Origin of the sequence: Pseudomonas sp. RC2C2, assembly GCF_018390435.1 — a bacterium.
Taxonomy (GTDB): Bacteria; Pseudomonadota; Gammaproteobacteria; order Pseudomonadales; family Pseudomonadaceae; genus Aquipseudomonas; species Aquipseudomonas donghuensis.
Genome location: NZ_JAHBAX010000001.1, coordinates 3019158 through 3041887, shown reverse-complemented (window position 1 = coordinate 3041887; position 22730 = coordinate 3019158). Strand labels below are relative to the sequence as shown.

Annotated in this window: 19 protein-coding genes and 1 pseudogene; 9 read left to right on the top strand and 11 right to left on the bottom strand. The window is 63.4% G+C overall.

The features are described 5' to 3' along the window. Window positions 1-1440 (bottom strand): cytochrome ubiquinol oxidase subunit I, encoded by a 1440-nt coding sequence (locus KHO53_RS13965; RefSeq protein ID WP_036993776.1) that lies wholly within the window; start codon window positions 1438-1440, stop codon window positions 1-3. Between the two features lie 361 nt (window positions 1441-1801). On the opposite strand from KHO53_RS13965, the gene KHO53_RS13960 reads away from it, so the two are divergent. Further along, a complete protein-coding gene (locus KHO53_RS13960) occupies window positions 1802-3028 on the top strand; it encodes an MFS transporter (protein WP_010226430.1) in 1227 nt (408 codons plus the stop codon). A 94-nt stretch (window positions 3029-3122) separates the two neighbouring features. On the opposite strand, the gene KHO53_RS13955 is transcribed toward KHO53_RS13960, so the two are convergent. Beyond that, window positions 3123-3671, bottom strand: a complete 549-nt coding sequence (locus tag KHO53_RS13955) for a DJ-1 family glyoxalase III (RefSeq protein ID WP_010226432.1) — start codon at window positions 3669-3671, stop codon at window positions 3123-3125. Between the two features lie 39 nt (window positions 3672-3710). Then, the gene (locus KHO53_RS13950; protein WP_213570423.1) at window positions 3711-4190 is read right to left on the bottom strand and encodes a GNAT family N-acetyltransferase; all 480 of its coding nucleotides are present in this window, start codon (window positions 4188-4190) and stop codon (window positions 3711-3713) included. Between the two features lie 204 nt (window positions 4191-4394). Here KHO53_RS13950 and KHO53_RS13945 point away from each other — a divergent pair, with 204 nt between their 5' ends. Both KHO53_RS13945 and trmA read left to right on the top strand, forming a co-directional pair. After that, window positions 4395-5690 (top strand): NCS2 family permease, encoded by a 1296-nt coding sequence (locus KHO53_RS13945; protein ID WP_010226435.1) that lies wholly within the window; start codon window positions 4395-4397, stop codon window positions 5688-5690. After that, on the top strand, window positions 5687-6772 hold the full coding sequence (gene trmA, locus KHO53_RS13940; protein WP_036993770.1) for a tRNA (uridine(54)-C5)-methyltransferase TrmA: 1086 nt from the start codon (window positions 5687-5689) through the stop codon (window positions 6770-6772). Before KHO53_RS13945 ends, trmA begins: the two co-directional genes overlap by 4 nt. A gap of 77 nt (window positions 6773-6849) precedes the next feature. Here trmA and KHO53_RS13935 read toward each other — a convergent pair whose 3' ends face one another. Continuing rightward, window positions 6850-8022: an alkaline phosphatase family protein gene (locus tag KHO53_RS13935; protein WP_213570422.1), complete on the bottom strand. Its 1173-nt coding sequence runs from the start codon at window positions 8020-8022 to the stop codon at window positions 6850-6852. A 171-nt stretch (window positions 8023-8193) separates the two neighbouring features. Here KHO53_RS13935 and KHO53_RS13930 point away from each other — a divergent pair, with 171 nt between their 5' ends. After that, a complete protein-coding gene (locus tag KHO53_RS13930) occupies window positions 8194-9054 on the top strand; it encodes a shikimate dehydrogenase (RefSeq protein ID WP_026001507.1) in 861 nt (286 codons plus the stop codon). Between the two features lie 100 nt (window positions 9055-9154). On the opposite strand, the gene KHO53_RS13925 is transcribed toward KHO53_RS13930, so the two are convergent. Further along, window positions 9155-9823, bottom strand: coding sequence for a TetR/AcrR family transcriptional regulator (locus tag KHO53_RS13925; protein ID WP_213570421.1), 669 nt, complete (start codon window positions 9821-9823; stop codon window positions 9155-9157). 77 nt (window positions 9824-9900) lie between these two features. Next, on the bottom strand, window positions 9901-11811 hold the full coding sequence (quiC, locus tag KHO53_RS13920) for a 3-dehydroshikimate dehydratase QuiC (protein ID WP_010220551.1): 1911 nt from the start codon (window positions 11809-11811) through the stop codon (window positions 9901-9903). Between the two features lie 302 nt (window positions 11812-12113). Here quiC and KHO53_RS13915 point away from each other — a divergent pair, with 302 nt between their 5' ends. Further along, the gene (locus KHO53_RS13915; RefSeq protein ID WP_026001163.1) at window positions 12114-13454 is read left to right on the top strand and encodes an MFS transporter; all 1341 of its coding nucleotides are present in this window, start codon (window positions 12114-12116) and stop codon (window positions 13452-13454) included. Here KHO53_RS13915 and KHO53_RS13910 read toward each other — a convergent pair. The 3 genes from KHO53_RS13910 to KHO53_RS13900 all read right to left on the bottom strand — a co-directional run bounded on the left by KHO53_RS13910 (window position 13451) and on the right by KHO53_RS13900 (window position 16082). Continuing rightward, window positions 13451-14329, bottom strand: coding sequence for a DMT family transporter (locus tag KHO53_RS13910; protein WP_213570420.1), 879 nt, complete (start codon window positions 14327-14329; stop codon window positions 13451-13453). The genes KHO53_RS13915 and KHO53_RS13910 overlap by 4 nt on opposite strands. A gap of 18 nt (window positions 14330-14347) precedes the next feature. Next, complete coding sequence (locus KHO53_RS13905; protein ID WP_213570419.1) at window positions 14348-15154, bottom strand: sugar phosphate isomerase/epimerase family protein; 807 nt, start codon at window positions 15152-15154, stop codon at window positions 14348-14350. Window positions 15155-15305: 151 nt separating this feature from the next. Next, complete coding sequence (locus tag KHO53_RS13900) at window positions 15306-16082, bottom strand: IclR family transcriptional regulator (RefSeq protein WP_213570418.1); 777 nt, start codon at window positions 16080-16082, stop codon at window positions 15306-15308. Between the two features lie 172 nt (window positions 16083-16254). Here KHO53_RS13900 and KHO53_RS13895 point away from each other — a divergent pair, with 172 nt between their 5' ends. After that, window positions 16255-17967, top strand: a complete 1713-nt coding sequence (locus KHO53_RS13895; RefSeq protein ID WP_213570417.1) for an FAD-dependent oxidoreductase — start codon at window positions 16255-16257, stop codon at window positions 17965-17967. Between the two features lie 126 nt (window positions 17968-18093). On the opposite strand, the gene pcaG is transcribed toward KHO53_RS13895, so the two are convergent. Together pcaG and pcaH are read right to left on the bottom strand one after the other, a co-directional pair. After that, window positions 18094-18699, bottom strand: coding sequence for a protocatechuate 3,4-dioxygenase subunit alpha (pcaG, locus tag KHO53_RS13890; protein WP_010226894.1), 606 nt, complete (start codon window positions 18697-18699; stop codon window positions 18094-18096). Between the two features lie 13 nt (window positions 18700-18712). Beyond that, the gene (gene pcaH / locus KHO53_RS13885) at window positions 18713-19432 is read right to left on the bottom strand and encodes a protocatechuate 3,4-dioxygenase subunit beta (RefSeq protein WP_036993763.1); all 720 of its coding nucleotides are present in this window, start codon (window positions 19430-19432) and stop codon (window positions 18713-18715) included. Window positions 19433-19633: 201 nt separating this feature from the next. Between pcaH and ypfJ the strand changes: the two genes are divergently transcribed. The 3 genes and pseudogenes from ypfJ (at window position 19634) to KHO53_RS25990 (ending at window position 22647) form a co-directional block, all read left to right on the top strand. After that, the gene (gene ypfJ / locus KHO53_RS13880) at window positions 19634-20518 is read left to right on the top strand and encodes a KPN_02809 family neutral zinc metallopeptidase (RefSeq protein ID WP_213570416.1); all 885 of its coding nucleotides are present in this window, start codon (window positions 19634-19636) and stop codon (window positions 20516-20518) included. Window positions 20519-20727: 209 nt separating this feature from the next. Beyond that, window positions 20728-21792, top strand: a pseudogene (locus KHO53_RS25995) (methyl-accepting chemotaxis protein); the annotation flags it as partial. Next, window positions 21784-22647: a methyl-accepting chemotaxis protein gene (locus KHO53_RS25990; protein ID WP_374045265.1), complete on the top strand. Its 864-nt coding sequence runs from the start codon at window positions 21784-21786 to the stop codon at window positions 22645-22647. The pseudogene KHO53_RS25995 and the gene KHO53_RS25990, both read left to right, overlap by 9 nt. Window positions 22648-22730 lie beyond the last annotated feature (83 nt).

Genomic DNA, 22730 nt, shown 5'->3' with positions numbered 1-22730 from the left:
TCAGTTCCCCTTGTTCAGGCTGGCGGGCTCGCCATTGTCATGGTCGTCATCGGCGGCGGACAGCGGCCGGGCGGGGGTGCGTTGCTGGCCAGGGCCACCGGGATTGGTCTCGTCGCCTTCACCGGTTTTCGGCCCTTTGCGCACCAGGCGCATCATGTAGCCCAGGCCAGTGCCAAACAGCGCGAAGTAGACCACCACGAACATCACCAGGGTCAGGCCGAGCTGGCCGTAGCTGTGGTTCGAAGCGCCATCGGCGGTACGCATCAGGCCGTAGACCACCCAGGGCTGGCGACCGATCTCGGTGGTGAACCAGCCGGCGAGGATCGCGATCAGGCCGGACGGCCCCATCCACAGGGTCAGGTACAGGAACGGCCGCGAGCTGTAGAGCTTGTCGCTTTTGCGCAGCCACAAGCTCCAGAGGCCGACGAAGATCATCAGCATACCTAGGCCGACCATGACCCGGAACGACCAGAACACGATGGTCGAGTTAGGCCGGTCTTCTTTCGGGAATTCCTTCATCGCCGGCACTTGCTTGTCCAGGCTGTGGGTCAGAATCAGGCTGCCCAGCGCCGGGATTTCCAGCTTGAAGCGGGTGGTCTCGGCCTGCATGTCGGGGATGCCGAAGAGGATCAACGGGGTCGGTTCGCCCGGCACGTTTTCCCAGTGGCCTTCGATCGCAGCAATCTTCACCGGCTGGTGCTTGAGGGTGTTGAGGCCGTGGAAGTCGCCGATCACTGCCTGTACCGGGGCCACGATCAGGGCCATCCACATGGCCATCGACAGCATCTTGCGGATCGCCGGGTTATCGCGGCCGCGCAACAGGTGCCAGGCTGCCGAAGCGCCGACGAAGAACGCCGTAGCCACAAAGGCGGCCGTCGCCATGTGCGCCAGTCGGTAGGGGAACGACGGGTTGAAGATCACTGCGAACCAGTCCACCGGAACGACCACGCCGTTGACGATTTCGTAGCCCTGCGGGGTCTGCATCCAGCTGTTGGAAGCAAGGATCCAGAAGGTCGAGATCAAGGTGCCGATGGCCACCATGACCGTGGCGAAGAAGTGCAGGCCACGGCCGACACGGTTCCAGCCAAAGAGCATGACGCCAAGGAAACCGGCCTCGAGGAAGAAGGCCGTGAGTACTTCATACGTGAGCAGCGGGCCGGTGACGGAGCCGGCGAAGTCGGAGAACTTGCTCCAGTTGGTGCCGAACTGGTAAGCCATGACCAGGCCGGAGACCACCCCCATGCCGAAGTTGACGGCAAAGATTTTCGACCAGAAATGGTAAAGGTCACGGTAGACGCTGTTGTTGGTTTTCAGCCACAACCCTTCGAGAACAGCCAGGTAGCTCGCCAGGCCAATGGTGATGGCCGGGAACAGGATGTGAAAGGACACGGTAAACGCGAACTGAATTCGGGCGAGATCTAGAGCCTCTAATCCGAACATAGTGCTTCCTCTGTCAGGTAATCCGGCGTCAGGCGATGGCCTTGGCGCCAACTGCCCCCACGGTAGTTGAGTGCGGCAAGTTGGAATTGTTCTGTAAACATCACATCGCAGGGAATTCGGCCGTCTGGCCCTACCGTTGCAAATGAAACAATTGATCCAGATCAACGGTTGCCTGAAAGGATAGTCCTGAACGGCCTGCGCGCTTGTGTGGTTGATTGCCGCGTGACCGGTTGTCTCACCCCCTTTACCGCGCCCTAAAACAGTGCGCTAACCGCACGCAGGCCGAACTCCTCGCAACCTACTGTTACAAAGTGATGATAATCTGCACCGCCGATCCCTTCGCCGAGGCTCTGTTTCGCCGATGTCAGACCCTGTTCTGCTACTGCGTCATCACCGTCCCTTCCTGGCCTTCTGGCTGGCCCGGGTGTTTACCGCCAGTGGTTTCCAGATGCTCACCGTGGCGATCGGCTGGCACCTTTACCAGTTGACCGGCAATGTCCTCGACCTGGGCCTGGTGGGCCTGGTGGAGTTCGCCCCGCGGGTGCTGTTCATGCTGCACACCGGGCACGTTGCCGACCGTTATGACCGGCGCCGGGTCGCGGCCTTGTGCCAGAGCGCCCAGGCCATGATCGCCCTGGTGCTGGTGGTTGCCAGCAGCACCAACAGTGTCAGCCGCGAACTGATCTTCCTGTTGGCGTTTTTGCTCGGCAGCGCACGCTCGTTCGAAATGCCGGCAACTCAGGCGCTGCTGCCGAACGTGGTGCCTTCCGAGCTGTTCCCGCGTGCAGTGGCCGCTTCTGCCTCGGCGATGCAGGCAGCAACGATCGTGGCGCCGGCGGTAGGCGGCTTTCTGTATGCCTTCGGCAGCGTCTGGGTGTATGGGCCGACGGTGGCGCTGTACCTGATCGCCTGTGTACTGACCCTGGGCCTGGTCTCCCGTCAGCAACCGGGCAACCAGGGCCGCGCCAGCCTCGAATCGTTGATGGCCGGGATTCGCTTTATCCGCAGCCGCCCGGACATTCTCGGCGCCATCTCCCTGGACCTGTTCGCCGTGCTGCTGGGCGGCGCCACCGCACTGCTGCCGGTGTTTGCCAAGGACATCCTGCTCACCGGCCCATGGGGCCTGGGCCTGCTGCGCTCGGCGCCGGCGGTGGGCGCCTTGCTGATGTCGCTATGGCTGGCGCGCTTCCCGGTGGAGCGCAAGGTCGGGCGGGTGATGTTCACTGCCGTCGGCGTGTTTGGCGTGGCGACCATCGCCTTTGGCCTGTCCACTTCGTTCTGGTTTTCCCTGGCCGTGCTGGCGGTGCTGGGTGCCGCCGACATGATCAGCATGGTGATTCGCGGCGCCTTCGTGCAACTGGAGACCCCGGACGAGATGCGGGGCCGGGTGAGTGCGGTGAACGGGCTGTTCATCGGTGCGTCGAACCAGCTCGGTGAGTTCGAGTCGGGGGTGACGGCGCACTGGTTCGGCACGGTGCCGGCGGTGGTGCTGGGCGGGGTCGGGACGCTGCTGGTGACCGGGGTGTGGATCAAGCTGTTCCCGACCTTGGCTGGGCGCGATCATATGCAGAACAGGCCCGAGGATTGACCTCAGGGGCCTCATCGCTGGCAAGCCAGCTCCCACAAGTCCGGTGCATGCAAAACCTGTGGGAGCTGGCTTGCCAGCGATAGGACCAGCACTGTCACACCCGCAACAGGCCTGCCACCCGCTTGCGCAGCGCCCGCCCCGCCACCTGTTCAACCAGCACCAAGGCAAACTCCAGCGCCGCCGCCGAGCCCTGCGCGGTGATGCAATTACCATCCACCACCACCGGCTGATCGACAAAACTGCACCCGGACAAGCCCTGGCTGACACCTGGATCACAGGTCATGCGCCGCTGACGCAACACGCCATAGGCCTGCAGCGCCAAGGGCCCTTCGCCGATCGCGGCAAAAAACTTCCCGGCCTTGGCCTGATCCTTCACCTGCTGCGCCAGCGGCTGGTGGGCAGTCATGTGCTGTGCGCCTTTTTCGCCCCCGGGCAAGACCATCAGGTCAAACGGCTGGGCAAGCAGGTCGACCAGCATGCCGTCGGCGGTCAAACGCGTGCCACGGGCACAGGTGAGCATCCGCCGGCCTTCAATGCTGGCCACCACTACTTCCAGTTCGGCGCGGCGCAGCACGTCGATCAGGGTCACGCTTTGCAAGTCATCCACGCCTTCGGCGACGACGATCAGGGCTCTGTGGGTCATCAACTGCTCTCCGCCGGGGTATCTAACAAGCGTAGTCGCTCACAGCGCCAGGGTCAGTTGACACTCATACCCCTTGCGCGCGCGGTAGCCATCACCACTGTCGACCCAGCCGGTGGCCCGGTACAAGGCCAGGGCGGCGTGGTTGCCCGGGTCCACCGATAGCTGCAGGCAGCGCACCGCGGGCCACAGGTCGCGCACCAGGCCCGGCAATGCCTGCATGCAGAATCGCCCCAGACCACGCCCCTGCAGGCGTCGATCCACCTGCAAGGCATTGACCGTCGCGGCATCGACCCTGGCCCAGGGCGCCAGGAACGCCCCGCGCTGGAGCAACAGGAAGGCACGCGGCACGGCCTCCACCAGCAGCGCCACGCCGCGCAGGTCAGGGCTGTCGGTACGGTGCAGGATGTACAGCGCGCCGGCCATATCACCGGCATAGCGCTGTTGCTCGGGCTGCACCTGGATGTCGATCAGCCGATCGTGCTGGGCCGGGGTGAGGTCGCGGTAGTCGATCAGTTGCACAGCGTGGTCTCGTGAGGGGGGAACGGCGCAGAACCTGCAGATATCTGCAGTGTATCGCGACATTAATTACCGCTGCCCGAGCATGCTGGTATGATGCGCGGCTTTTTTCCGACCCAGGGAAAAACCACAGTCTCCCGGTACAGTCTGTGCTTTGCTAACTGGGTCGATACATTCACGGCGCCGGGAGCGCCACAGGGAGCAGGCATGCTGGAAAGGCTGTTTCAACTAAAAGCACACGACACCAATGTCCGCACCGAGATTCTCGCGGGCGTGACCACCTTCCTGGCCATGGCCTACATTCTGTTCGTCAACCCGAGCATCCTCGGCGAGACCGGCATGGACAAGGGCGCGCTGTTCGTCGCGACCTGCCTGGCCGCGGCCATCGGCTCGACCACCATGGGCCTGATCGCCAACTACCCGATCGCCCTGGCACCGGGCATGGGCCTGAACGCCTTCTTCACCTACACCGTGGTCCTGCACATGGGCCACACCTGGCAGGTGGCCCTGGGTGCGGTGTTCATCTCGGCCGTGTGTTTCTTCCTGCTGTCGATCTTTCGCATCCGTGAATGGATCGTCAACAGCATCCCGTTGCCGCTGCGCTCGGCGATTGCCGCCGGTATCGGCCTGTTCCTGGCGCTGATCGCCCTGCACAACGCCGGCATCGTCGTCGATAACCAGGCGACCCTGGTGGGCCTGGGCGATCTGAAGAAGCCAGCGCCGATCCTCGCCACCCTGGGCTTCTTCCTGATCGTTGCGCTGGAGGCCATGAAAGTCCGTGGCGCGGTGCTGATCGGTATCCTGGCGGTAACCGTGGCCTCGATCGGCCTGGGCTTCACCCCGTTCAACGGCGTGGTGTCGATGCCGCCGTCGCTGGCGCCGACCTTCCTGGAACTGGACATCAAGGGCGCACTGGACGTCGGCCTGATCAGCGTGATCTTCGCCTTCCTGTTCGTCGACCTGTTCGACAACTCCGGTACCCTGATCGGCGTCGCCAAGCGCGCCGGCCTGATGCGCAAGGACGGCCACATGCCGAAAATGGGCCGTGCGCTGATCGCCGACAGTACCGCCGCCATGGCCGGCTCCCTGCTGGGCACCTCGACCACCACCAGCTACATCGAATCCGCTGCCGGCGTGAGTGCCGGTGGCCGTACCGGCCTGACCGCCATCGTCGTGGCCATTCTGTTCCTGCTGGCGTTGTTCTTCGCACCGCTGGCCGGTAGCGTGCCGGCCTTCGCCACCGCCCCTGCGCTGTTGTTCGTCGCCGTGTTGATGGCTTCGGGCCTGGCTGAAATAAACTGGGACGACATTACCGAAGCCGCGCCGGTGGTGGTTACCGCCCTGGCCATGCCGCTGACCTACTCGATCGCCAACGGCATTGCCTTCGGTTTCATTGCCTGGACCGCGATCAAGCTGCTCTCTGGCCGTGCCCGTGACCTCAACGCGGCGCTGGTGATCCTCTCGATCCTGTTCGTCATCAAGCTGGGCTGGTTCAACGCATGAGTGCTGTCTTCGATCCTTCGACCTACACCCAACAGCTCGACGCCAAGGTCGCGCGCCTGCGCGAGCTGCTGGCGCCGTTCGCGGCTCCCGAACCTGCGGTGTTCGACTCGCCGCGCGAGCACTATCGCCTGCGCGCCGAGTTTCGCCTGTGGCGCGAAAACGAGCAGCGCTTCTACGCAATGTTCGCCCCGGGCGAGAAGTACACGCCGATCCTGATCGAAGACTTCCCGATTGCCAGCCAGCAGATCAACGACCTGATGCCACGGCTCAAGGCCGCCTGGCAGGCCAGTTCGGCGCTGAGCTTCAAGCTGTTCCAGGTGGAGTTCCTCACCACCCTGGCAGGCGATGCAATGATCACCCTGTGCTACCACCGCCCGCTGGACGAGCACTGGGAAGCCGCCGCGCAACAACTGGCCAGCGACCTGGGCGTGAGCATCATCGGTCGCTCCAAGGGCAAGCGCGTAGTGATCGGTCGCGATTACGCCGTCGAAGAGTTGCAGATTGCCGGGCGCACCTTCCGCTACCGCCAGCCTGAAGGCGCCTTCACCCAGCCCAACGGCGCGGTCAACCAGAAGATGCTCAACTGGGCGTATGAGGCCCTGGGCGAGCGCGAGGACGACCTGCTTGAGCTGTACTGCGGCAACGGCAACTTCACCCTGCCGCTGGCCACCCGGGTACGCAAGGTACTGGCCACCGAGATCAGCAAGACCTCGGTGAATGCCGCCCTGCACAACCTCGACGACAACGCTGTGGATAACGTGCGCCTGGTGCGTTTGTCGGCTGAAGAGCTGACCGAAGCACTGAACGAGGTCCGGCCATTCCGCCGCCTGGAAGGCATCGACCTCAAGAGCTACCAGTTCGCCAGCGTGTTCGTCGACCCGCCGCGCGCCGGCATGGACCCGGACACCTGCGAGCTGACCCGACGCTTCGACAACATCCTGTACATCTCCTGCAACCCGGAAACCCTGGCGGCGAATATCGCCCAGTTGCACGACACCCATCGCATCGAGCGTTGCGCGTTGTTCGACCAGTTTCCGTATACCCACCACATGGAGAGTGGGGTGTTGCTGGTTCGGCGTTAGTCGGCGTCGGCTTCATCGCTGGCAAGCCAGCTCCCACACCACCCTGAGGGAGCTGGCTTGCCAGCGATAGAGGCCCTTCAACCAAGCCCCGAACACATCAACAACGGCACCAGCTGATCCTCATCGGTCAACGCCCCATGGTGCCCCCGCCACTGGCTGGCGTGCTTCTCCACCTCGCTGCGAATGATCCCGCCGGCCCCGCTCGGGATCACGATCAAATCGCCAATCCGCGCTTCCGCCTGGCTGAGCAACACATCGCCGAACAGCCCCTTGGCAATTGCCTGGGCCTTGCTCAATACCCGGTATTGATCCCCGAGACGATTCTGCCAACGTTCGTGCACACGATCCTGCTGGTGCTCGTGGGTATACAGATAACGCGCACGAATATCCCCGGCCATCGCCCGCACGCCTTCCTGGAGCACGGGGTCCAAGTCAAAATCATGCACCTGTTCGCTGTCCAGCGCTTGCATGCCGTGATCGGCAATCACCATCATCCGGGCCTGTTCGGGCAAGCGTCGGGCGATGGCCTGGGCCAACTGATCGGCAATCGCCAGTTGCTTGAGCCAACCCTCGGAGCCTGGGCCGAACAAGTGCCCGGCAAAGTCCAGGTCGCCGAAATAGGCAAAACAGAACGCCGGCCCCGGCACCGCCAGGGCGGCGTTGATCAATTGCGGATAAGCGTCATAGGCCGGTGCCGGGAGGATCGTGCCGGCCTTGTAGATCGCCCGGCTGAAGTCGGAGTTGGCATAGCGCCCGAGCATCACCGTGCTGATGGCGACGCCCTGCGCGGCGGCCTGGCTCCAGGCATCGGCGGGCACGATAAAGGCCTCCGGCGGCGGCGCGACGCTGGCCTGCGCCTCGACCTGCAAGGGCGACGTGGTCCAGGTCAGCGGCGACAGTTCGGTCTGTTCATCCAGGGCAAACCCGCAGCCAACGATGCCGTGGGCGCCGCTGCCCAGCCCTGAGGTCACCGAGGCCAGGCTGGTCGCAGTGGTGGCCGGAAACCCGACCTTGAAGTGGCTGTCCGGCTGCATCAATGAGGCAAGAAACGGTGCATGCCGGGCATGCGCCTGCAGCAGGTTCCAGCCCAGGCCATCGATCAGTAGCAGGCAGGTGCTGCGCGAATGATCGAGGCGAAAGGCATTGCGAAAACCATGGCCACCCAAGGCGGCGAAGATCGACTGGGTCAGGTTGGCCAGGCCTGGCCAGGTCTCACCCAGCGACTGCAGCTCGTTGATCGGCGTTGCCATGTCTCCCTCCGTGGTCAGGTGCAAAGCAACATGTGTAGCACAGGCTGTGCGATCAGCGCACAGAAAACACATCTGCGGGCCTACGGCCAATTGACCAAATTAACCATTCGGTACATTTTCTAACTGACGCGCTCCCTCTTCATTACCAAGAACAACAACGGAGTTTTCAGCATGGCTTTGGCCTCCTCTTCCGGCATCCTCGCCGGCCTTATCGGCGCCGGCATCCAGGCCTCGCGCACCCCGGCGCTGCACGAGCACGAAGGCGCCGCGCAAGGCCTGCACTACCTGTACCGGCTGATCGACCTGGATCAGCTCAAGCTCGACAGCAGCGCCCTCGAAGAGCTACTGACTGCGGCCCAGTACATGGGCTTCACCGGCCTTAACATCACCTTCCCGTGCAAGCAGGCGATCTTGCCACTGCTCAATGAACTGTCGCCGCAAGCCCGGGGCATCGGCGCGGTGAACACCGTAGTGTTCAAGGATGGCAAACGCATCGGCCACAACACCGATTGCCTGGGTTTTGCCGAAGGTTTTCGTCGCGGCCTGGCCGATGCGCCGCGCCGCCAGGTGGTGCAGATGGGCGCAGGTGGCGCCGGGGCTGCGGTGGCCCATGCGCTGCTGGAAGAAGGCGTCGAGCAGCTAACGGTGTTCGATGTCGAACTGGCCCGCGCCCAGGCCCTTGTGGATAACGTGAACCAGCACTTTGCAGGCAGCCGCGCCAGGGTCGGCCATGATCTGCAGAGCGCCATGGCCAGCGCCGACGGCCTGGTCAACACCACGCCCATGGGCATGGCCAAGCTGCCGGGCATGCCGGTGCCCAAGGCGCTGTTGCGGGCTGAACTATGGGTGGCGGAGATCGTTTATTTCCCGCTGGAAACCGAGCTGCTGCGCGAAGCCCGGGCCCTGGGTTGCCGCACCTTGAGCGGGGCGAACATGGCGGTGTTCCAGGCGGTGAAAGCGTTTGAACTGTTCAGCGGGGTGAAGCCGGATGCGGCGCGGATGATCGAGCACTTCAACAGCCTGGGTGACTGAAAAGCATCGCCGGCAACGCCGGCTCCCACAATGGATCTGCATGCGCCGCAACTGTGGGAGCTGGCTTGCCAGCGATGGGCCGCAAAGCGGCCCCGGACCTTCAGGCCTGCAAGAACCTCAGCACCGCCTCGCAAATCATTTGCCGATGCCGGTCCTTGACCGCCTTGTCCTCGAAATCCACCTGGAAGATCTCGCCAAAGGTATGCCGGTTCGACACCCGGTAGAAACAGAACGAGCTGATCAACAGGTGCACATCCAGCGCCTCCAGCCCCTGGCGGAAGACTCCCTCGGCAGCCCCGCGCTTGAGCACTTCATCCAGCGCTGTCAGCACCGTCTTGTTCATCGAGCGAATGGTCGACGAGCGCTTGACGTACTCGCCGTGGTGCATGTTCTCGTTGCAGACGATGCGCACGAAGTCGACGTTGCGATCATGGTGATCGAAGGTGAACTCCACCAGCCGGCGGATGCCCAGGCGTGGCTCGAGCTCGGCCAGGTGCAGGTTGCTTTCAGTGCTGCGGATATCGCCGTAGAGCTTCTCCAGTACCTCGACGTACAACTGCTCCTTGCTGTTGAAGTAGTAGTAGATCATGCGCTTGGAGGTTTGCGTGCGCTCGGCGATCGCATCGACCCGGGCGCCAGCCAGCCCCTGCTGGACGAACTCGCTGATTGCCGCCTGGAGAATGTTCTCACGGGTCTTTTCCGGGTTGTTCTTGCGGCCCTTGCGCGGCGCTTGTTCAGGGGCTGCGCAGAGTGCTGGGGTAGTCGTCATACGGGACTCATGGCCATCGGTTAACCCGGCAATTATGAGCCCCGGGTGCTGAGTAAGGAAGCCTCGCCGCCTGTGCTCTACAACTTGGCCTGCGCCGGCGCGCCGGCACGGGCCTTGGCCATGGCGGCCAGGCGCACGGCGACGTTGGCCGCACCATAGCCACTGTAGCCGTTACGCCGCTGCAGCACTTCGAAGAAGAAGCGTTCCTCGAACGGCTCGGTATACACATGAAACAGTTCACCACCCTGGGCGTCGCGGTCGTACAGCACGTTGTAGTAGGCCAGCTCGCTGAGAAACTCGTCGTCGAAATCAAAGCGCGCGGCAAGGTCGTCGTAATAGTTGAGCGGGATGTCGAGCAAGGCCACGCCGGATTCCTTGGCCTGTTTGACCGCAGCAAAAATATCGGCGCAATCAAAAGCGATGTGGTGCACGCCCGAGCCCCGGTAATGCGACAGGGCATGGGCAATCGCTGTGTTGCGGTTTTCCGAAATGTTCAGCGGCAGGCGGATCGAGCTGCAGCGGCTGCGCAAGGCGCGGCTCTTGACCAGGCCATAAGGGTCCGGCAGCACGACTTCGTCATCGGCGCTGAAATCCAGCACGCTCTTGTAGAACAGTGCCCAGCTGTCCAGGCCGTCGGCCGGCAAGGCCAGGGCCATATGGTCGATGCGGGTCAGGCCCAGGCTGTTGCCCGGTTGGACCTGCACACTGAAATCGGTGTCATAGATGGTCCGGCCCTGGGCGTCCTGGTCAACCAGGTAGATCAGGCTGCCGTCCGGTGCGCGCACCGCGGCCAGCTCGCGCTCGTTGGGGCCGACCAGGCCACGGTAAGGCTGGCCATGGTAGGCCACGGCACGGGCCAGGGCCTGGGCGCTGTCCTTGACCCGGATCGCCGTGGCGCACAGCGACGGACCATGGCTTTCAAAGAAGTTGTGGGCGAACGAATAGGGTTCGGCATTGAGGATCAGGTTGATGTCGCCCTGGCGCAGCAGGCTGACATTCTTCGAGCGGTGCACGCCGGCGCGGGTAAAGCCCAGACGCTCCAGCCAGATACCCAGCTTGGCCCCCAGGGCATCGTCGACGGCAAACTCAAGGAACTCGATACCGTCATAGGCACTGGCAGGCGGTGGGGCGAACAGCAGGTCCTCGCTGGCGGGCGCTACGCGCTCTTGCTCAAGACGCTGACGGGTTTTTTCTTCCAGATACAACAGCGAGCGCAGGCCATCGGCGGCATTGGCCCGTGGCGGCGCGGCGCGGAATCCATCGTTGAAGATTTCCAGCGACAACGGGCCACTGTAACCACTGGCCAGGATCGGTGCCAGAAAGCCTGCCAGGTCGAACTCGCCCTGCCCCGGGAAGCAGCGAAAATGCCGGCTCCACTCCAGCACGTCCATGGCCAGGATCGGGGCATCGGCCATCTGCACGAAGAAGATCTTGTCCCCCGGCACTTGGGCGATGGCCCTTGGGTCGCCCTTGAGCGACAGGGTGTGGAAACTGTCGAGGATCATCCCAAGGCTGGCATGGTCAGCGGTTTTGACGATGTCCCAGACCTGCTCCCAAGTGTTCACATGGCGGCCCCAGGCCAGGGCTTCGTAGCCGATGCGCAAACCACGGGCACCGGCCCGTTCGGCCAGCAGGCGCAGGTCGTCCACCAGCACCTGGCGCTCTGCAAGGGAGTCGGCAGCGACGTTGCTGCACACCAGCACCAGATCGGTGCCCAGCTCCTGCATCAAATCGAATTTGCGCTCGGCCCGCTCCAGGTTGCGCGCCAGGCGATCGCGGCGGCAGCCCTCGAAGTCGCGAAACGGCTGAAACAAGGTAATTGCCAGGCCCAGGTCAGCGCAGCGCTGGCGAATTTCACGCGGGCTGCCGGCGTAGTACAGCAGGTCATTTTCAAAGATCTCGACCCCATCGAAGCCCGCGGCGGCGATGGCTTCGAGCTTTTCTGGCAAAGTACCGCTCAAGGATACGGTGGCGATCGAACGCTGCATTATTCTGGCTCCGATGGGCAGGCAAAAACCGGGTAGAGGAATTATTGGCGTTGAGCAATTTTTGCTCAATAAAAAAGGTACGAACTAGTTAGTTTTGTGTTCGATTATCGCCCAAAATAGCGTTCGATGAATTGACCCTTTTTTGACCACAGGCGCACCATTTCGACACGGGGCAAGTGACCCACGAGCCAAAAGCTCCCCGCCACCTGCCAACTACTCGACTGCCGAACACCTCGGCGACCGTTGCGTTGCGTTCCACCCCAAGGCTTGACCCATAAACATAAAAATACGGGTAACCCGCGATGATCCACTCTCAACCCACCCGCATGGCCCAGCCTCTGGGCAGTACTCCGCACGCAGGCATCGGCGACAAGCTGCGTGGCGCCATGGCCGTCGGCAAGACCCGTTGGGTCATGCTCGCCCTGGTGTTCTTCGCCACCACCTTGAACTACATCGATCGCGCCGCTCTCGGCGTGATGCAGCCGATCCTGGCCAAGGAAATGAGCTGGACGGCGATGGATTACGCCAACATCAACTTCTGGTTCCAGGTCGGTTACGCCATCGGCTTCGTGCTCCAGGGCCGCTTGATCGACCGGGTCGGCGTCAAGCGCGTGTTCTTCTGCGCCGTGCTGCTCTGGAGCCTGGCCACCGGTGCCCACGGCCTGGCGACCTCGGCAGTGGGCTTTATGGTCTGCCGGTTCATCCTTGGCCTTACCGAAGCGGCCAACTACCCGGCCTGCGTCAAGACCACCCGCCTGTGGTTCCCGGCCGGTGAACGGGCGGTGGCCACCGGCATCTTCAACGCCGGCACCAACGTCGGCGCCATGTTCACGCCGATGCTGCTGCCGTTGATCCTCACCGTCTGGGGCTGGCAAGCAGCGTTCATGGGCATGGGCGCGCTGGGCCTGGTGTGGGTGGTGTTCTGGGGCCTGAAGTACTTCAACCCCGAAGACCACCCTAGCGTCAGCAAGGAAGAACTGGCCTATGTGCAAGGCGAAGCAGAACCGGATCAGGCTCGCGTGCCGTTCTCACGCATCCTGCGCATGCGCGGTACCTGGGCCTTCGCCCTGGCTTACTCGGTGACCGCGCCAGTGTTCTGGTTCTACCTGTACTGGCTGCCGCCGTTCCTCAATCAGCAATACAGCCTGGGCATCAGCGTGACGCAGATGGGTATCCCGCTGATCGTCATCTACCTGAGTGCGGATTTCGGCAGTGTCGGCGGCGGCATTCTCTCCTCGTTCCTGATCGGCCGCGGCATGGCCCCGGTCAAGGCGCGACTGCTGTCGATGCTGTTGTTTGCCACCACCATCATCGGCGTGATCTTCGCCGCCGGCGCCAACAACCTGTGGGTCGCGGTACTGGCGATTTCCCTGGCGATCGCCGCGCACCAGGCCTGGACCGCCAACATCTGGAGCCTGGTAATGGACTACACACCCAAGCACATGATGAGCACGGTGTTCGGTTTCGGCGGCATGTGCGCGGCGATCGGCGGCATGTTCATGACCCAGTTGGTCGGCTACATCCTCACCACCACCAACAACAACTACACCCTGCTGTTCACCATGATCCCGGCCATGTACTTCATCGCCCTGACCTGGATGTACTTCATGGCCCCACGCAAGGTGCCAAAAGTCGAGGCCTAACGGCGCCTCTGCAACCAGGCGGCGCCCAGGCCGCTCAGGCAGATCAAGGCAATCCCCACCAGCCCGGCCATGTCCGGGCTGTGTCCGAACAGCACCAGGCCGAGAATCCCGGCGAACACGATCTGGCAGTAGCTGAACGGCGCCAGCATGGCCGGTGGCGCATGGCGAAAGGCCTGGGTCAGGAACAGGTGCGCAGTCATCCCACAAGTGCCCAGGGCTACGGCCATCAGGCCGTGGATCAGGCTCGGGGTCTGCCAGAACATCGGCACCACGGCGCTCATTACCAGGGTGTTGAGCAGGCCAGTGAAGAAGTTGCTGGTGGTCGGGCTATCGGTGCCGCTGAGTTTGCGCGTCAGCAACTGGTAGAAGCAGAAGCACAGCGCCGAGCCGAACGGCAGCAATACCGCCGGGGTGAACAACGCCCCACCCGGATGAATGATCACCGTCACCCCGACGAAACTCACCAGCACCGCCACCCACTGCCCACGCGTGACCTTCTCGCCCAGCAGTGGCAGCGACAGCGCCGTGACCAGCAACGGCGCGAGGAAGTTGACCGCCGTCGCCTCGGCCAGCGGTATGTACTGCAAGGCCGTGGTAAACAACAGGCTGGTGCCCAGCAGGCACAAGGCCCGCAAGGTCTGCAGCCCCGGCCGCCGGGTACGCAGCACGCGCAGGCCCGACGGCGGCAGGAAGATCACCATCATCAGCAGGGTGTGCACCAGGTAGCGCGCCCACACCACCCAGAGAATCGGGTAGAACCCCGCCAGGTACTTCGACAAGGCGTCGTGGCTGGCGAACAGAAAAGTCGCCAGCACCACCAGGGCAATGCCCTTGAGCGGTTGGCTGACAGCGTCGAGCGCAGTGGGACGGGGCATCGATAAAAGCTCGCAGGTTCAGAGTTGACGGAGCAACTGATGGGTCTTGTCCAGGGCCATCTGCGCCCGCTGCAAGGCACTCAGGCCCTGGTCGCGAACGGGAATTTCCAGGCTCAGGGCGATATTTTGCGGCAGGCTACGCAGCAGGCCGGGCAAATCGCAATTGCCGTTACCGGGAAAACGCCGCTCGTTGCGCGCCTGGCGCAGGATTTCAGCCATGTCGTCCGGGCGCGGGCCGGCCACGTCGCACAACTGCGCATAGCGTAGCCGCGAGGCCGGGACCTGGCGCAGTTCTTCCAGCGAGGACGCCGAGCGGTCGAAGTGAAAGGCGTCGACCAACACCCCGCCATTGTCGTGCCCGGCCTGTTCGACGATACGCCAGGCCTGGGTGAGGTTCTTGGCGTCGGTCCAGGGCATGAACTCCAGGTGTGGGTGCAGGCCGTATTGCCCGGCCAGGTCGCAGAGGGCGGCGAAGTTGTCGGTCTGGCGCTGTTCGTCGGGGTCGTTGCCAGCCACCAGCAACTCGCTGGCGCCAAACTCGGCGCCCACCGCCAGCAAGGTCTCGAAGTCGGCCACGCGGGTGTCGGGTTTGAGCCGCAGTATCTCCACATCCAGCACCTTGATGCCGGTGTCGCGCAGGCGCGCGGCAGTCTGGCGACGCAGGCCAGCGTCGGCCACCAGCGGGAAGTGGTGCTCCTCGGCCGTGGCCGGCTCCAGACGCAGGCCGACATGGCTGTAGCCGGCACGGGCGGCGACCTCGACCATGTCCACAGGCGACAGCTCGAGTACCGTCAGGGCGGCGAGGGACATCACGCGTTGCGTCATTGTTGTTGTCTCGGCGGGTTGAACTTGGAAATATTTAGAACCCAGTTCCAATTTCAATGCAAGCAAAAAAACGACACCCATCGCTGGCAAGCCAGCTCCCACAGGTTCGGTGTATGCAGTACCTGTGGGAGCTGGCTTGCCAGCGATGCTTTTAAACGAACAACTCGGACGCAGGGCTCGCCGCCGACAACTCCGCCACCGCCGCCAATAACACCGGCGCCAGGTCGTGCATGCGCGCCTCGCTCATCCGCGCGCTGGGCCCGGCAACGCTGAGCACTCCTAGCGCGTGACCGTCGAGCGGGTGACGCACTACTGCCGCCAATGCCGAAGTACCCACTGCCGAACTTTCCACCACCCAGGCATAACCATGTTCGCGGGCGATGCGCAGGCGCTCCAGCAGCTCGGCATTGGATTTCGGCGCATTGGGGCCGAAATCCGCCGGGTCGGCAATCCCTTGGCGCTCCACCAGCAACAAGGCCTGGGCATCGCTCAAACTCGACAACCAGGCATGCCCGGAGGCGGTGTAGAACAACGGCGCATCACGGCCCATGTCGGGGTCGTAACGCAAGCCGGAACGGGCGCCCTGGGCCTTGGCGATCCAGGTCTGGCGCTCACCGTCGATCACCCCCAGGCGCACCAGTTCACCGGTCTGCTGCGCCAGCTGATCGAGGATCGGCTGGACGATATCGGCACCGCTGCTGGCCAGGTAGCGAAAGCCCATCGCCACCAGGCGAGTGCTCAGGTGGTAACGGCTGCTCTCGACGTTCTGGCGCACATAACCCAGGCGCATCAGCTCGGCGAGCATGCGATGGGTGGCGCTCTTGGGGATGTCCAGCTCTTCGGCCAGGGTCTGCAGGGGCAGCCCGCGCGGGGCGCTGGTAAGGCGTTCGAGAAGGTTGAACGCGCGTTCGATCTGACTGCCGGCCATGGTCATGGTCCCTGAAATTTGTGCCGATTCTAAAGAGCCCCGGCGAAAGCGCAAATCACTGTCCGATCTTCGCCCACTTTGTCGTGGCACGCCTTGGCTGCGCAATCTCTCGAACCGTAGAATATGGAATCAAGTTCCAAAATATAACAAAACTTGTTGGAGGATACTGCCCATGCCCGTCGACACCCCGCTGGTCGAATGCGATGTACTGGTCATCGGCTCCGGCGCCGCCGGACTGGCCGCTGCGGTGACCGCCGCCTGGCATGGTGAAAAAGTCATCGTGGTCGAAAAAGACCCGGTGTTCGGCGGCGCCACGGCCTGGTCCGGCGGCTGGATGTGGGTGCCGTGCAATCCGCTGGCGCAGCGCGCCGGGATCATCGAGGAGCGCTCGCAGCCACGTACTTACCTGGAACATGAACTGGGCGAACGTTTCGACGGGCAGATGATCGATGCGTTTCTCGAGGCGGCACCCAACATGGTGTCGTTCTTCGAGCGCCATACCGCCCTGCAATTTGCCGACGGCAATGGCATTGCCGACATTCACGGCAATACCCCTGGCGCCGGCACCGGCGGGCGTTCGGTAATTGCTGCACCCTACGATGGCCGCCAGTTGGGCAAAAAGTTGCTCACGCGCCTGCGCAAAACCCTGCGCGAAACCTCGTTCATGGGCATGCCCATCATGGCCGGCAACGACCTCGGTGCCTTCCTTACCCTGACCCGTTCCTGCCGCTCGTTGCTGCATGTGAGCAAGCGCTTCAGTCGCCACCTGCTCGACCTGGCAACCCACGGCCGGGCCCTGCAACTGGTCAACGGCGTAGCCCTGGTCGCGCGGCTGGCCAAGTCGGCTGAAGACCTCGGCGTGTTGCTCTGGGAATCGGCAGCGGCTCGCCAGTTGATCCGCGAGCATGGCCGGGTCAGCGGTGCGCTGATTGAAACCGCACGCGGGCCGATCCGAATCAATGCGCGCAAGGCCGTGGTGCTGGCCGCCGGCGGCTTTGCCAATGACGTCGAACGGCGCAAGGCGCTGTTCCCGCGTACACCTACCGGTCACGAGCACCTGGCCCTGCCGCCGCTGGGCGTCAACGGTGACGGCCTGCGCCTGGGCGAAAGCGTTGGCGGCCAGGTCGCCGATGACCTGCACAGCCCGGTGGCCTGGGCGCCGGTGTCGCGGGTGCCGCACACGGACGGCAGCATTGGGCATTTCCCGCACATCATCGATCGGGCCAAGCCCGGCATCATCGGCGTGCTCGCCAACGGCAAGCGCTTCGTCAACGAAGCCGACGGTTACTACGACTACGTCAGCGCCATGGTCGCCCAGGCGCCGGGGGACAAGGTCGAGTCGTGGCTGATCTGCAGCCATGCCTTCCAGCGTCGTTATGGCCTGGGCATCTCGCGGCCGTTTCCTTTACCGGTGCAGCCGTTGATCAAATCCGGCTACCTGAAAACTGGCGACAGCATCGAAGCCCTGGCGCGGGCCTGCGGGATTGACGCTCAGGGCCTGGTCGCGACCGTCGCCGAGTACAACCGGCATGCCCGCAACGGCGAAGACCCGCAGTTCGGCCGCGGCTCGACGCCCTACAACCGCAAACAGGGCGATGCCCTGCACGGGCCTAATCCGTGCGTGGCGCCGATCGAGCAGGGGCCGTTTTATGCGGTGAAAGTCGAGCCGGGCTGCTTCGGCACCTTTGCCGGGCTCAGGACCAACGCCAATGCGCAGGTGCTGGACGAGCACCAGCAAGCAATTACCGGGCTGTATGCGGTGGGTAGCGACATGGTCAGCATCATGGGCGGGCATTATCCGGCGGGCGGAATCAATCTGGGGCCGGCGGCGACCTTTGGTTACATCGCCGGGCGGCATATTGCCGGGGTGACAACGTACGAATGAGGGAGCTCTTGGGGCTGCTGCGCAGCCCATCGCCGGCAAGCCGGCTCCCACAGGTCGGGCGCACGCAGGTCTATTGTGGGAGCTGGCGTTGCCAGCGATGGGCTGCAAGGCAGCCCCAAGAAAGCATCAGAAATCGAAGAACACCGTCTCGCCTTCACCCTGAATGCGGATATCAAAGCGGTAAGCCAGCTTGCCGTCCACTTCACAGCGGCTCGCCACCAGGGTCTCGCGCCGTTGTGGCTGCTCGATCAGGTTGAGCACCGGGCACTGGGCATTGGCTTGGGCCTCGTCATCGAAGTACAGGCGGGTCTGCAGGTGGATATTGATGCCGCGGGCAAACAGGCTGACGTTGATGTGCGGCGCCATTGGCACACCTGCGGCGTTTTTCGCCACGCCCGGTTTGATGGTGTGCAAGGTCCACTCACCGGCATCGAATGTCGTGGCGGTACGGCCAAAACTGTTGAACGGTTTTTCCAGGTCGAAGTCGCCCTGGTAGTCGCCATTGTGGTCGGCGTGCCAGAACTCCAGGAACGAGTCGCGCACCAGGTGACCGTTGCCGTCATAGACATTGCCGAACACCAGGATGTGCTCGCCCGGGGCATCAGCACGCGCCATGCGGTTCCAGATCTCCTGGTCACGAGTCGGGTTGCCGGCAGCCTCCAGGGCCAGGCCGATATGTACGTAGGGGCCGGCGGTCTGCGAAGGGGTTTCCGGCAGCAGTTCGATAGGCATTGGTAGCGCCTCCTCAGCAGTTTTCGAAGTGGGTCTTGCGCTGCCCGCGCAACACGATGTCGAAGCGATAGGCCAGGCAATCCATGGGGTTGGCATTGCTCATGTCCAGGCGTGCGATCAGGCTCTGCACCGCGTCAGGGTTGGCAATCGACTTGACGATCGGGCACATCGGAATCAACGGGTCGCCTTCGAAATACAGCTGGGTAATCAAGCGCGTGGCAATCGACGGGCCGCTGATCGACACATGGATATGCGCCGGGCGCCAGTCGTTGGGGCCATTGCGCCAGGGGTACGGGCCCGGCTTGATGGTGCGGAAGCTGTAGTAGCCTTCGCGGTCGGTCAGGGCACGGCCGACGCCACCGAAGTTGGGGTCCAGCGGCGCCAGGTAGCGGTCGTTCTTGTGCCGGTAGCGGCCACCGGCGTTGGCTTGCCAGATCTCCACCAGGGTATGCGCAATCGGCTTGCCGTACTGGTCGCAGACGCGGCCGGCGAGGACGATGCGCTCACCGATCGGCAGGCCGCCGTTGTTGAAGTTGAGCAGCAGGTCATGGTCGTGCGGGCCGAACTTCAGGTGCGAGAAATCCGGGCCGGTGCTTTCGCTGATCGACTGCGGGATGCTCACCAGGGCCTGGCGCGGCGAACGGGCGACGGACGTCTTGTAGTCCGGGGTGAAGGCTTTCGGGTGCCAGTTACGGTCACGGATAGCGAAGCGACTGTTGTCTTGCGCAGACATGCCGTTCTCCTGTGTTTGGAATTATTGGAGGGCCTGGGCGTGGCAGGCGAGCTTGCAGTTTCCGGTATGCGGGGCCCGGCGAATACTGAAAAGAACAGCGCCATACATAACCAAATGGTTATGTGTAAATCAGGAATCTGACAGAGCCCCGTGCGGTGATCTAATCTTTGTGCCCATGTTTCCAAGCTCCGGAGAGCACTCATGCAATGGCGAAAAGGCAGGCGTAGCGACAATGTGGTCGATGCCCGTGGCGAGGGCGGTGGCGGCATGCGCTTCGGCGGTGGCAAAGGCCTGAGCCTGGGGGCGATCCTGTTGATTGTCGGGATTGGCTGGATCACCGGCCAGGACCCACTGCAGATCCTCGGCCAACTGGCCGGGCAGATGGACCAGCAGCAGACCGCGCCGGCCACCAACGGCACGGGCAAGACGCCACCGGCCAATGACGAGCAGGCCGAATTCGTACGCTCCGTGCTCGGCGACACCGAAGACACCTGGAAGGCCATCTTCGCCCAGGCCGGCCGCCAGTACCAAGACCCCAACCTGATCCTGTTCAGCGGCCAGATCAACTCGGCCTGCGGCTTCGCCTCTTCGGCGGTCGGACCGTTCTATTGCCCGGCGGACCAGAAGGTCTACCTGGACATGAGCTTCTTTCGCGAAATGGACCAGCGCTTCTCGGCCGCCGGCGATTTTGCCCAGGCCTACGTGATTGCCCACGAAGTCGGCCATCACGTACAAACCCTGCTCGGCGTCTCGGCCAAGGTCCAGGCCGCACGCCAGCGCGGCGAACGCATGGAGGGCGACAACGGCTTGCTGGTGCGTCAGGAACTGCAGGCCGACTGCCTGGCCGGGGTCTGGGCCTACCAAGCGCAAAAACGCCTGAACTGGCTGGAACCGGGCGATGTCGAAGAAGCCTTGAACGCCGCCAACGCCATCGGCGATGACCGTCTGCAGCAGCAGGGCCAAGGCCGGGTGGTACCGGACTCGTTCACCCACGGTACCTCGCAACAGCGCCAGCGCTGGTTCAAGACCGGCTTCGCCAAGGGCGATATCAACCAGTGCGACACCTTCAGCGCACGCACGCTCTGACCCGTCTCACTACGGTTTCGCGGCCACCTGAAACCTCAGGGTGGCCGCGGAAACGCCCTGTTACCTACCGCTGATCATTTTTGCTGAAAAAGCGTTTCAGCTCCGGCGCAAGCCGCCGATAAACCCTGCTCAGAACATCGGCTGGCCATCAATAACAACAACCTTCCACCGATTCGGATCAAGAAGCACAACGTTCCTGGAGGGATTGCATGAATAGCTGGTTTGCCAACATCAGCGTCAACCTGAAACTCGGCCTGGGCTTTGGCCTGGTGCTGTTGCTTACCGGCCTGCTGGCCCTCACCGGCTGGAACAGCCTGGGCAGTCTGATCGATCGCAGTAACTGGATGAGTGATATCACCCAGCTCAACAGCGACCTGACCAACCTGCGCATCACCCGCCTGCAGTACATGCTGACCAACGGCGACGATGCGGCGGCCGGCAACGTCCAGGTCAAGCTCAATGCCTTCAGCGAACAGCAGCAAAAACTGCTGAAGAACTTCAAGAGCCCCGAGAACATCAAGCTGCTCCAGGACCTGGGCCAGACCATCAGCGCATATCAGGTGTCGATCAACAAGATGCGCGCCGGTTACAAGACCAGCCTGGCCGCACGCGATTCGATGAACCAGGCCGCGGCCCGCGCCATCGAGCTGATCGAAACGATCAACCGCGACGTGCTGGCGCTGCCCGAGGGTGACGCCAGCCGCCTGGAGCAGTTTCGCACCATCACCCAGGCCAAGGAGCAACTGCTGCTGGTACGCCTGGCCGTGCGCAGCTACATCGCTGACATCAGCAGCGAAACCGAGCAACTGGCCTTGCGTCAGCTCGACACCGCCCTGGCCGAAATTGCCAGCCTGAACCGCCAGCTGCCAGGCGAAGCCGCGCGCATCAAGCAGTTCGAAACCGCCGTCATGGCCTACCGTGACGCCGTGCGCCAGTTCCGCGATGCCACTGCCGATATCGCCGTAGCGCGTCAGGAAATGACCGTTCAAGGTGCCGACATCGTCAAGACCAGCGACGCCCTGTACCAGATCCAGCTTGACCGTCGCGACAGCGAAAGCACCCAGGCCCGCTCCCTGCAACTGACTGCCACCTTGCTGGCGCTGCTGGTTGGCGTACTGGCGGCGGTGATCATCACCCGCCAGATCACCCGCCCGCTGCGCGAAACCCTGGCCGTGGTCGAGAAGATCGCCGCCGGCGACCTGACCCACAACCTGCGCGTCACCCGCCGCGACGAACTGGGTGTGTTGCAACAAGGCATCCAGCGCATGGGCTCGACCCTGCGTGACCTGATCACCGGCATCCGCGACGGCGTCACGCAGATCGCCAGCGCCGCCGAAGAGCTGTCGGCCGTTACCGAAGAAACCAGCGCCGGGGTCAACAGCCAGAAAGTTGAAACCGACCAGGTAGCGACCGCCATGCATGAAATGGCCGCCACCGTACAGGAAGTGGCACGCAACGCCGAGCACGCCTCAGAAGCCGCCACTGAAGCCGATAGCCAGGCCCGTGCCGGTGATCAGGTTGTCGCCGAAGCGATCGGCCAGATCGAACGCCTGGCCGAAGAAGTGCACCGTTCTACCGAAGCCATGGGCCTGCTGCAGCAGGAAAGCCAGAAGATCGGCAGCGTCATGGACGTGATCAAGTCGGTGGCCGAGCAAACCAACCTGTTGGCACTCAACGCCGCCATCGAAGCGGCCCGTGCCGGTGAAGCCGGGCGTGGTTTTGCCGTGGTCGCCGACGAAGTCCGTGGCCTGGCCCAACGCACGCAGAAGTCCACCGAAGAAATCGAAGAGCTGGTGGCCGGCCTGCAGAGCGGTACCCAGCAGGTCGCCAATGTGATGCTTGGCAGCCGCAACCTGACCGACAGCAGCGTCGAGCTGACCCGCAAGGCCGGTGCCTCGCTGGAAAGCATCACCCGCACGGTGTCGAACATTCAGTCGATGAACCAGCAGATTGCGGCGGCGGCGGAGCAGCAGAGCGCGGTGGCCGAGGAGATCAGCCGCAGCATTCTGAACGTACGTGACGTGTCCGAGCAGACGGCGGCGGCCAGTGATGAGACCGCAGCGTCGAGTGTTGAATTGGCGCGCCTGGGCAACCAGTTGCAGACCATGGTCAGCCACTTCCGCGTCTGACCCGCTGAAGCCGGGGCTGCTTTGCAGCCCATCGCCGGCAAGGCCGGCTCCCGCAATGGATCTGTTTACACCGACCCCTGTGG

Bases quoted from the DNA above. Each gene is read 5' to 3' on its own strand.
- KHO53_RS13965 (WP_036993776.1), bottom strand. From the start codon at position 1,440: ATGTTCGGATTAGAGGCTCTAGATCTCGCCCGAATTCAGTTCGCGTTT.
- KHO53_RS13960 (WP_010226430.1), top strand. From the start codon at position 1,802: ATGTCAGACCCTGTTCTGCTACTGCGTCATCACCGTCCCTTCCTGGCC.
- KHO53_RS13955 (WP_010226432.1), bottom strand. From the start codon at position 3,671: ATGACCCACAGAGCCCTGATCGTCGTCGCCGAAGGCGTGGATGACTTG.
- KHO53_RS13945 (WP_010226435.1), top strand. From the start codon at position 4,395: ATGCTGGAAAGGCTGTTTCAACTAAAAGCACACGACACCAATGTCCGC.
- trmA (WP_036993770.1), top strand. From the start codon at position 5,687: ATGAGTGCTGTCTTCGATCCTTCGACCTACACCCAACAGCTCGACGCC.
- KHO53_RS13935 (WP_213570422.1), bottom strand. From the start codon at position 8,022: ATGGCAACGCCGATCAACGAGCTGCAGTCGCTGGGTGAGACCTGGCCA.
- KHO53_RS13930 (WP_026001507.1), top strand. From the start codon at position 8,194: ATGGCTTTGGCCTCCTCTTCCGGCATCCTCGCCGGCCTTATCGGCGCC.
- KHO53_RS13925 (WP_213570421.1), bottom strand. From the start codon at position 9,823: ATGACGACTACCCCAGCACTCTGCGCAGCCCCTGAACAAGCGCCGCGC.
- quiC (WP_010220551.1), bottom strand. From the start codon at position 11,811: ATGCAGCGTTCGATCGCCACCGTATCCTTGAGCGGTACTTTGCCAGAA.
- KHO53_RS13915 (WP_026001163.1), top strand. From the start codon at position 12,114: ATGATCCACTCTCAACCCACCCGCATGGCCCAGCCTCTGGGCAGTACT.
- KHO53_RS13910 (WP_213570420.1), bottom strand. From the start codon at position 14,329: ATGCCCCGTCCCACTGCGCTCGACGCTGTCAGCCAACCGCTCAAGGGC.
- KHO53_RS13905 (WP_213570419.1), bottom strand. From the start codon at position 15,154: ATGACGCAACGCGTGATGTCCCTCGCCGCCCTGACGGTACTCGAGCTG.
- KHO53_RS13900 (WP_213570418.1), bottom strand. From the start codon at position 16,082: ATGGCCGGCAGTCAGATCGAACGCGCGTTCAACCTTCTCGAACGCCTT.
- KHO53_RS13895 (WP_213570417.1), top strand. From the start codon at position 16,255: ATGCCCGTCGACACCCCGCTGGTCGAATGCGATGTACTGGTCATCGGC.
- pcaG (WP_010226894.1), bottom strand. From the start codon at position 18,699: ATGCCTATCGAACTGCTGCCGGAAACCCCTTCGCAGACCGCCGGCCCC.
- pcaH (WP_036993763.1), bottom strand. From the start codon at position 19,432: ATGTCTGCGCAAGACAACAGTCGCTTCGCTATCCGTGACCGTAACTGG.
- ypfJ (WP_213570416.1), top strand. From the start codon at position 19,634: ATGCAATGGCGAAAAGGCAGGCGTAGCGACAATGTGGTCGATGCCCGT.
- KHO53_RS25990 (WP_374045265.1), top strand. From the start codon at position 21,784: ATGGGCTCGACCCTGCGTGACCTGATCACCGGCATCCGCGACGGCGTC.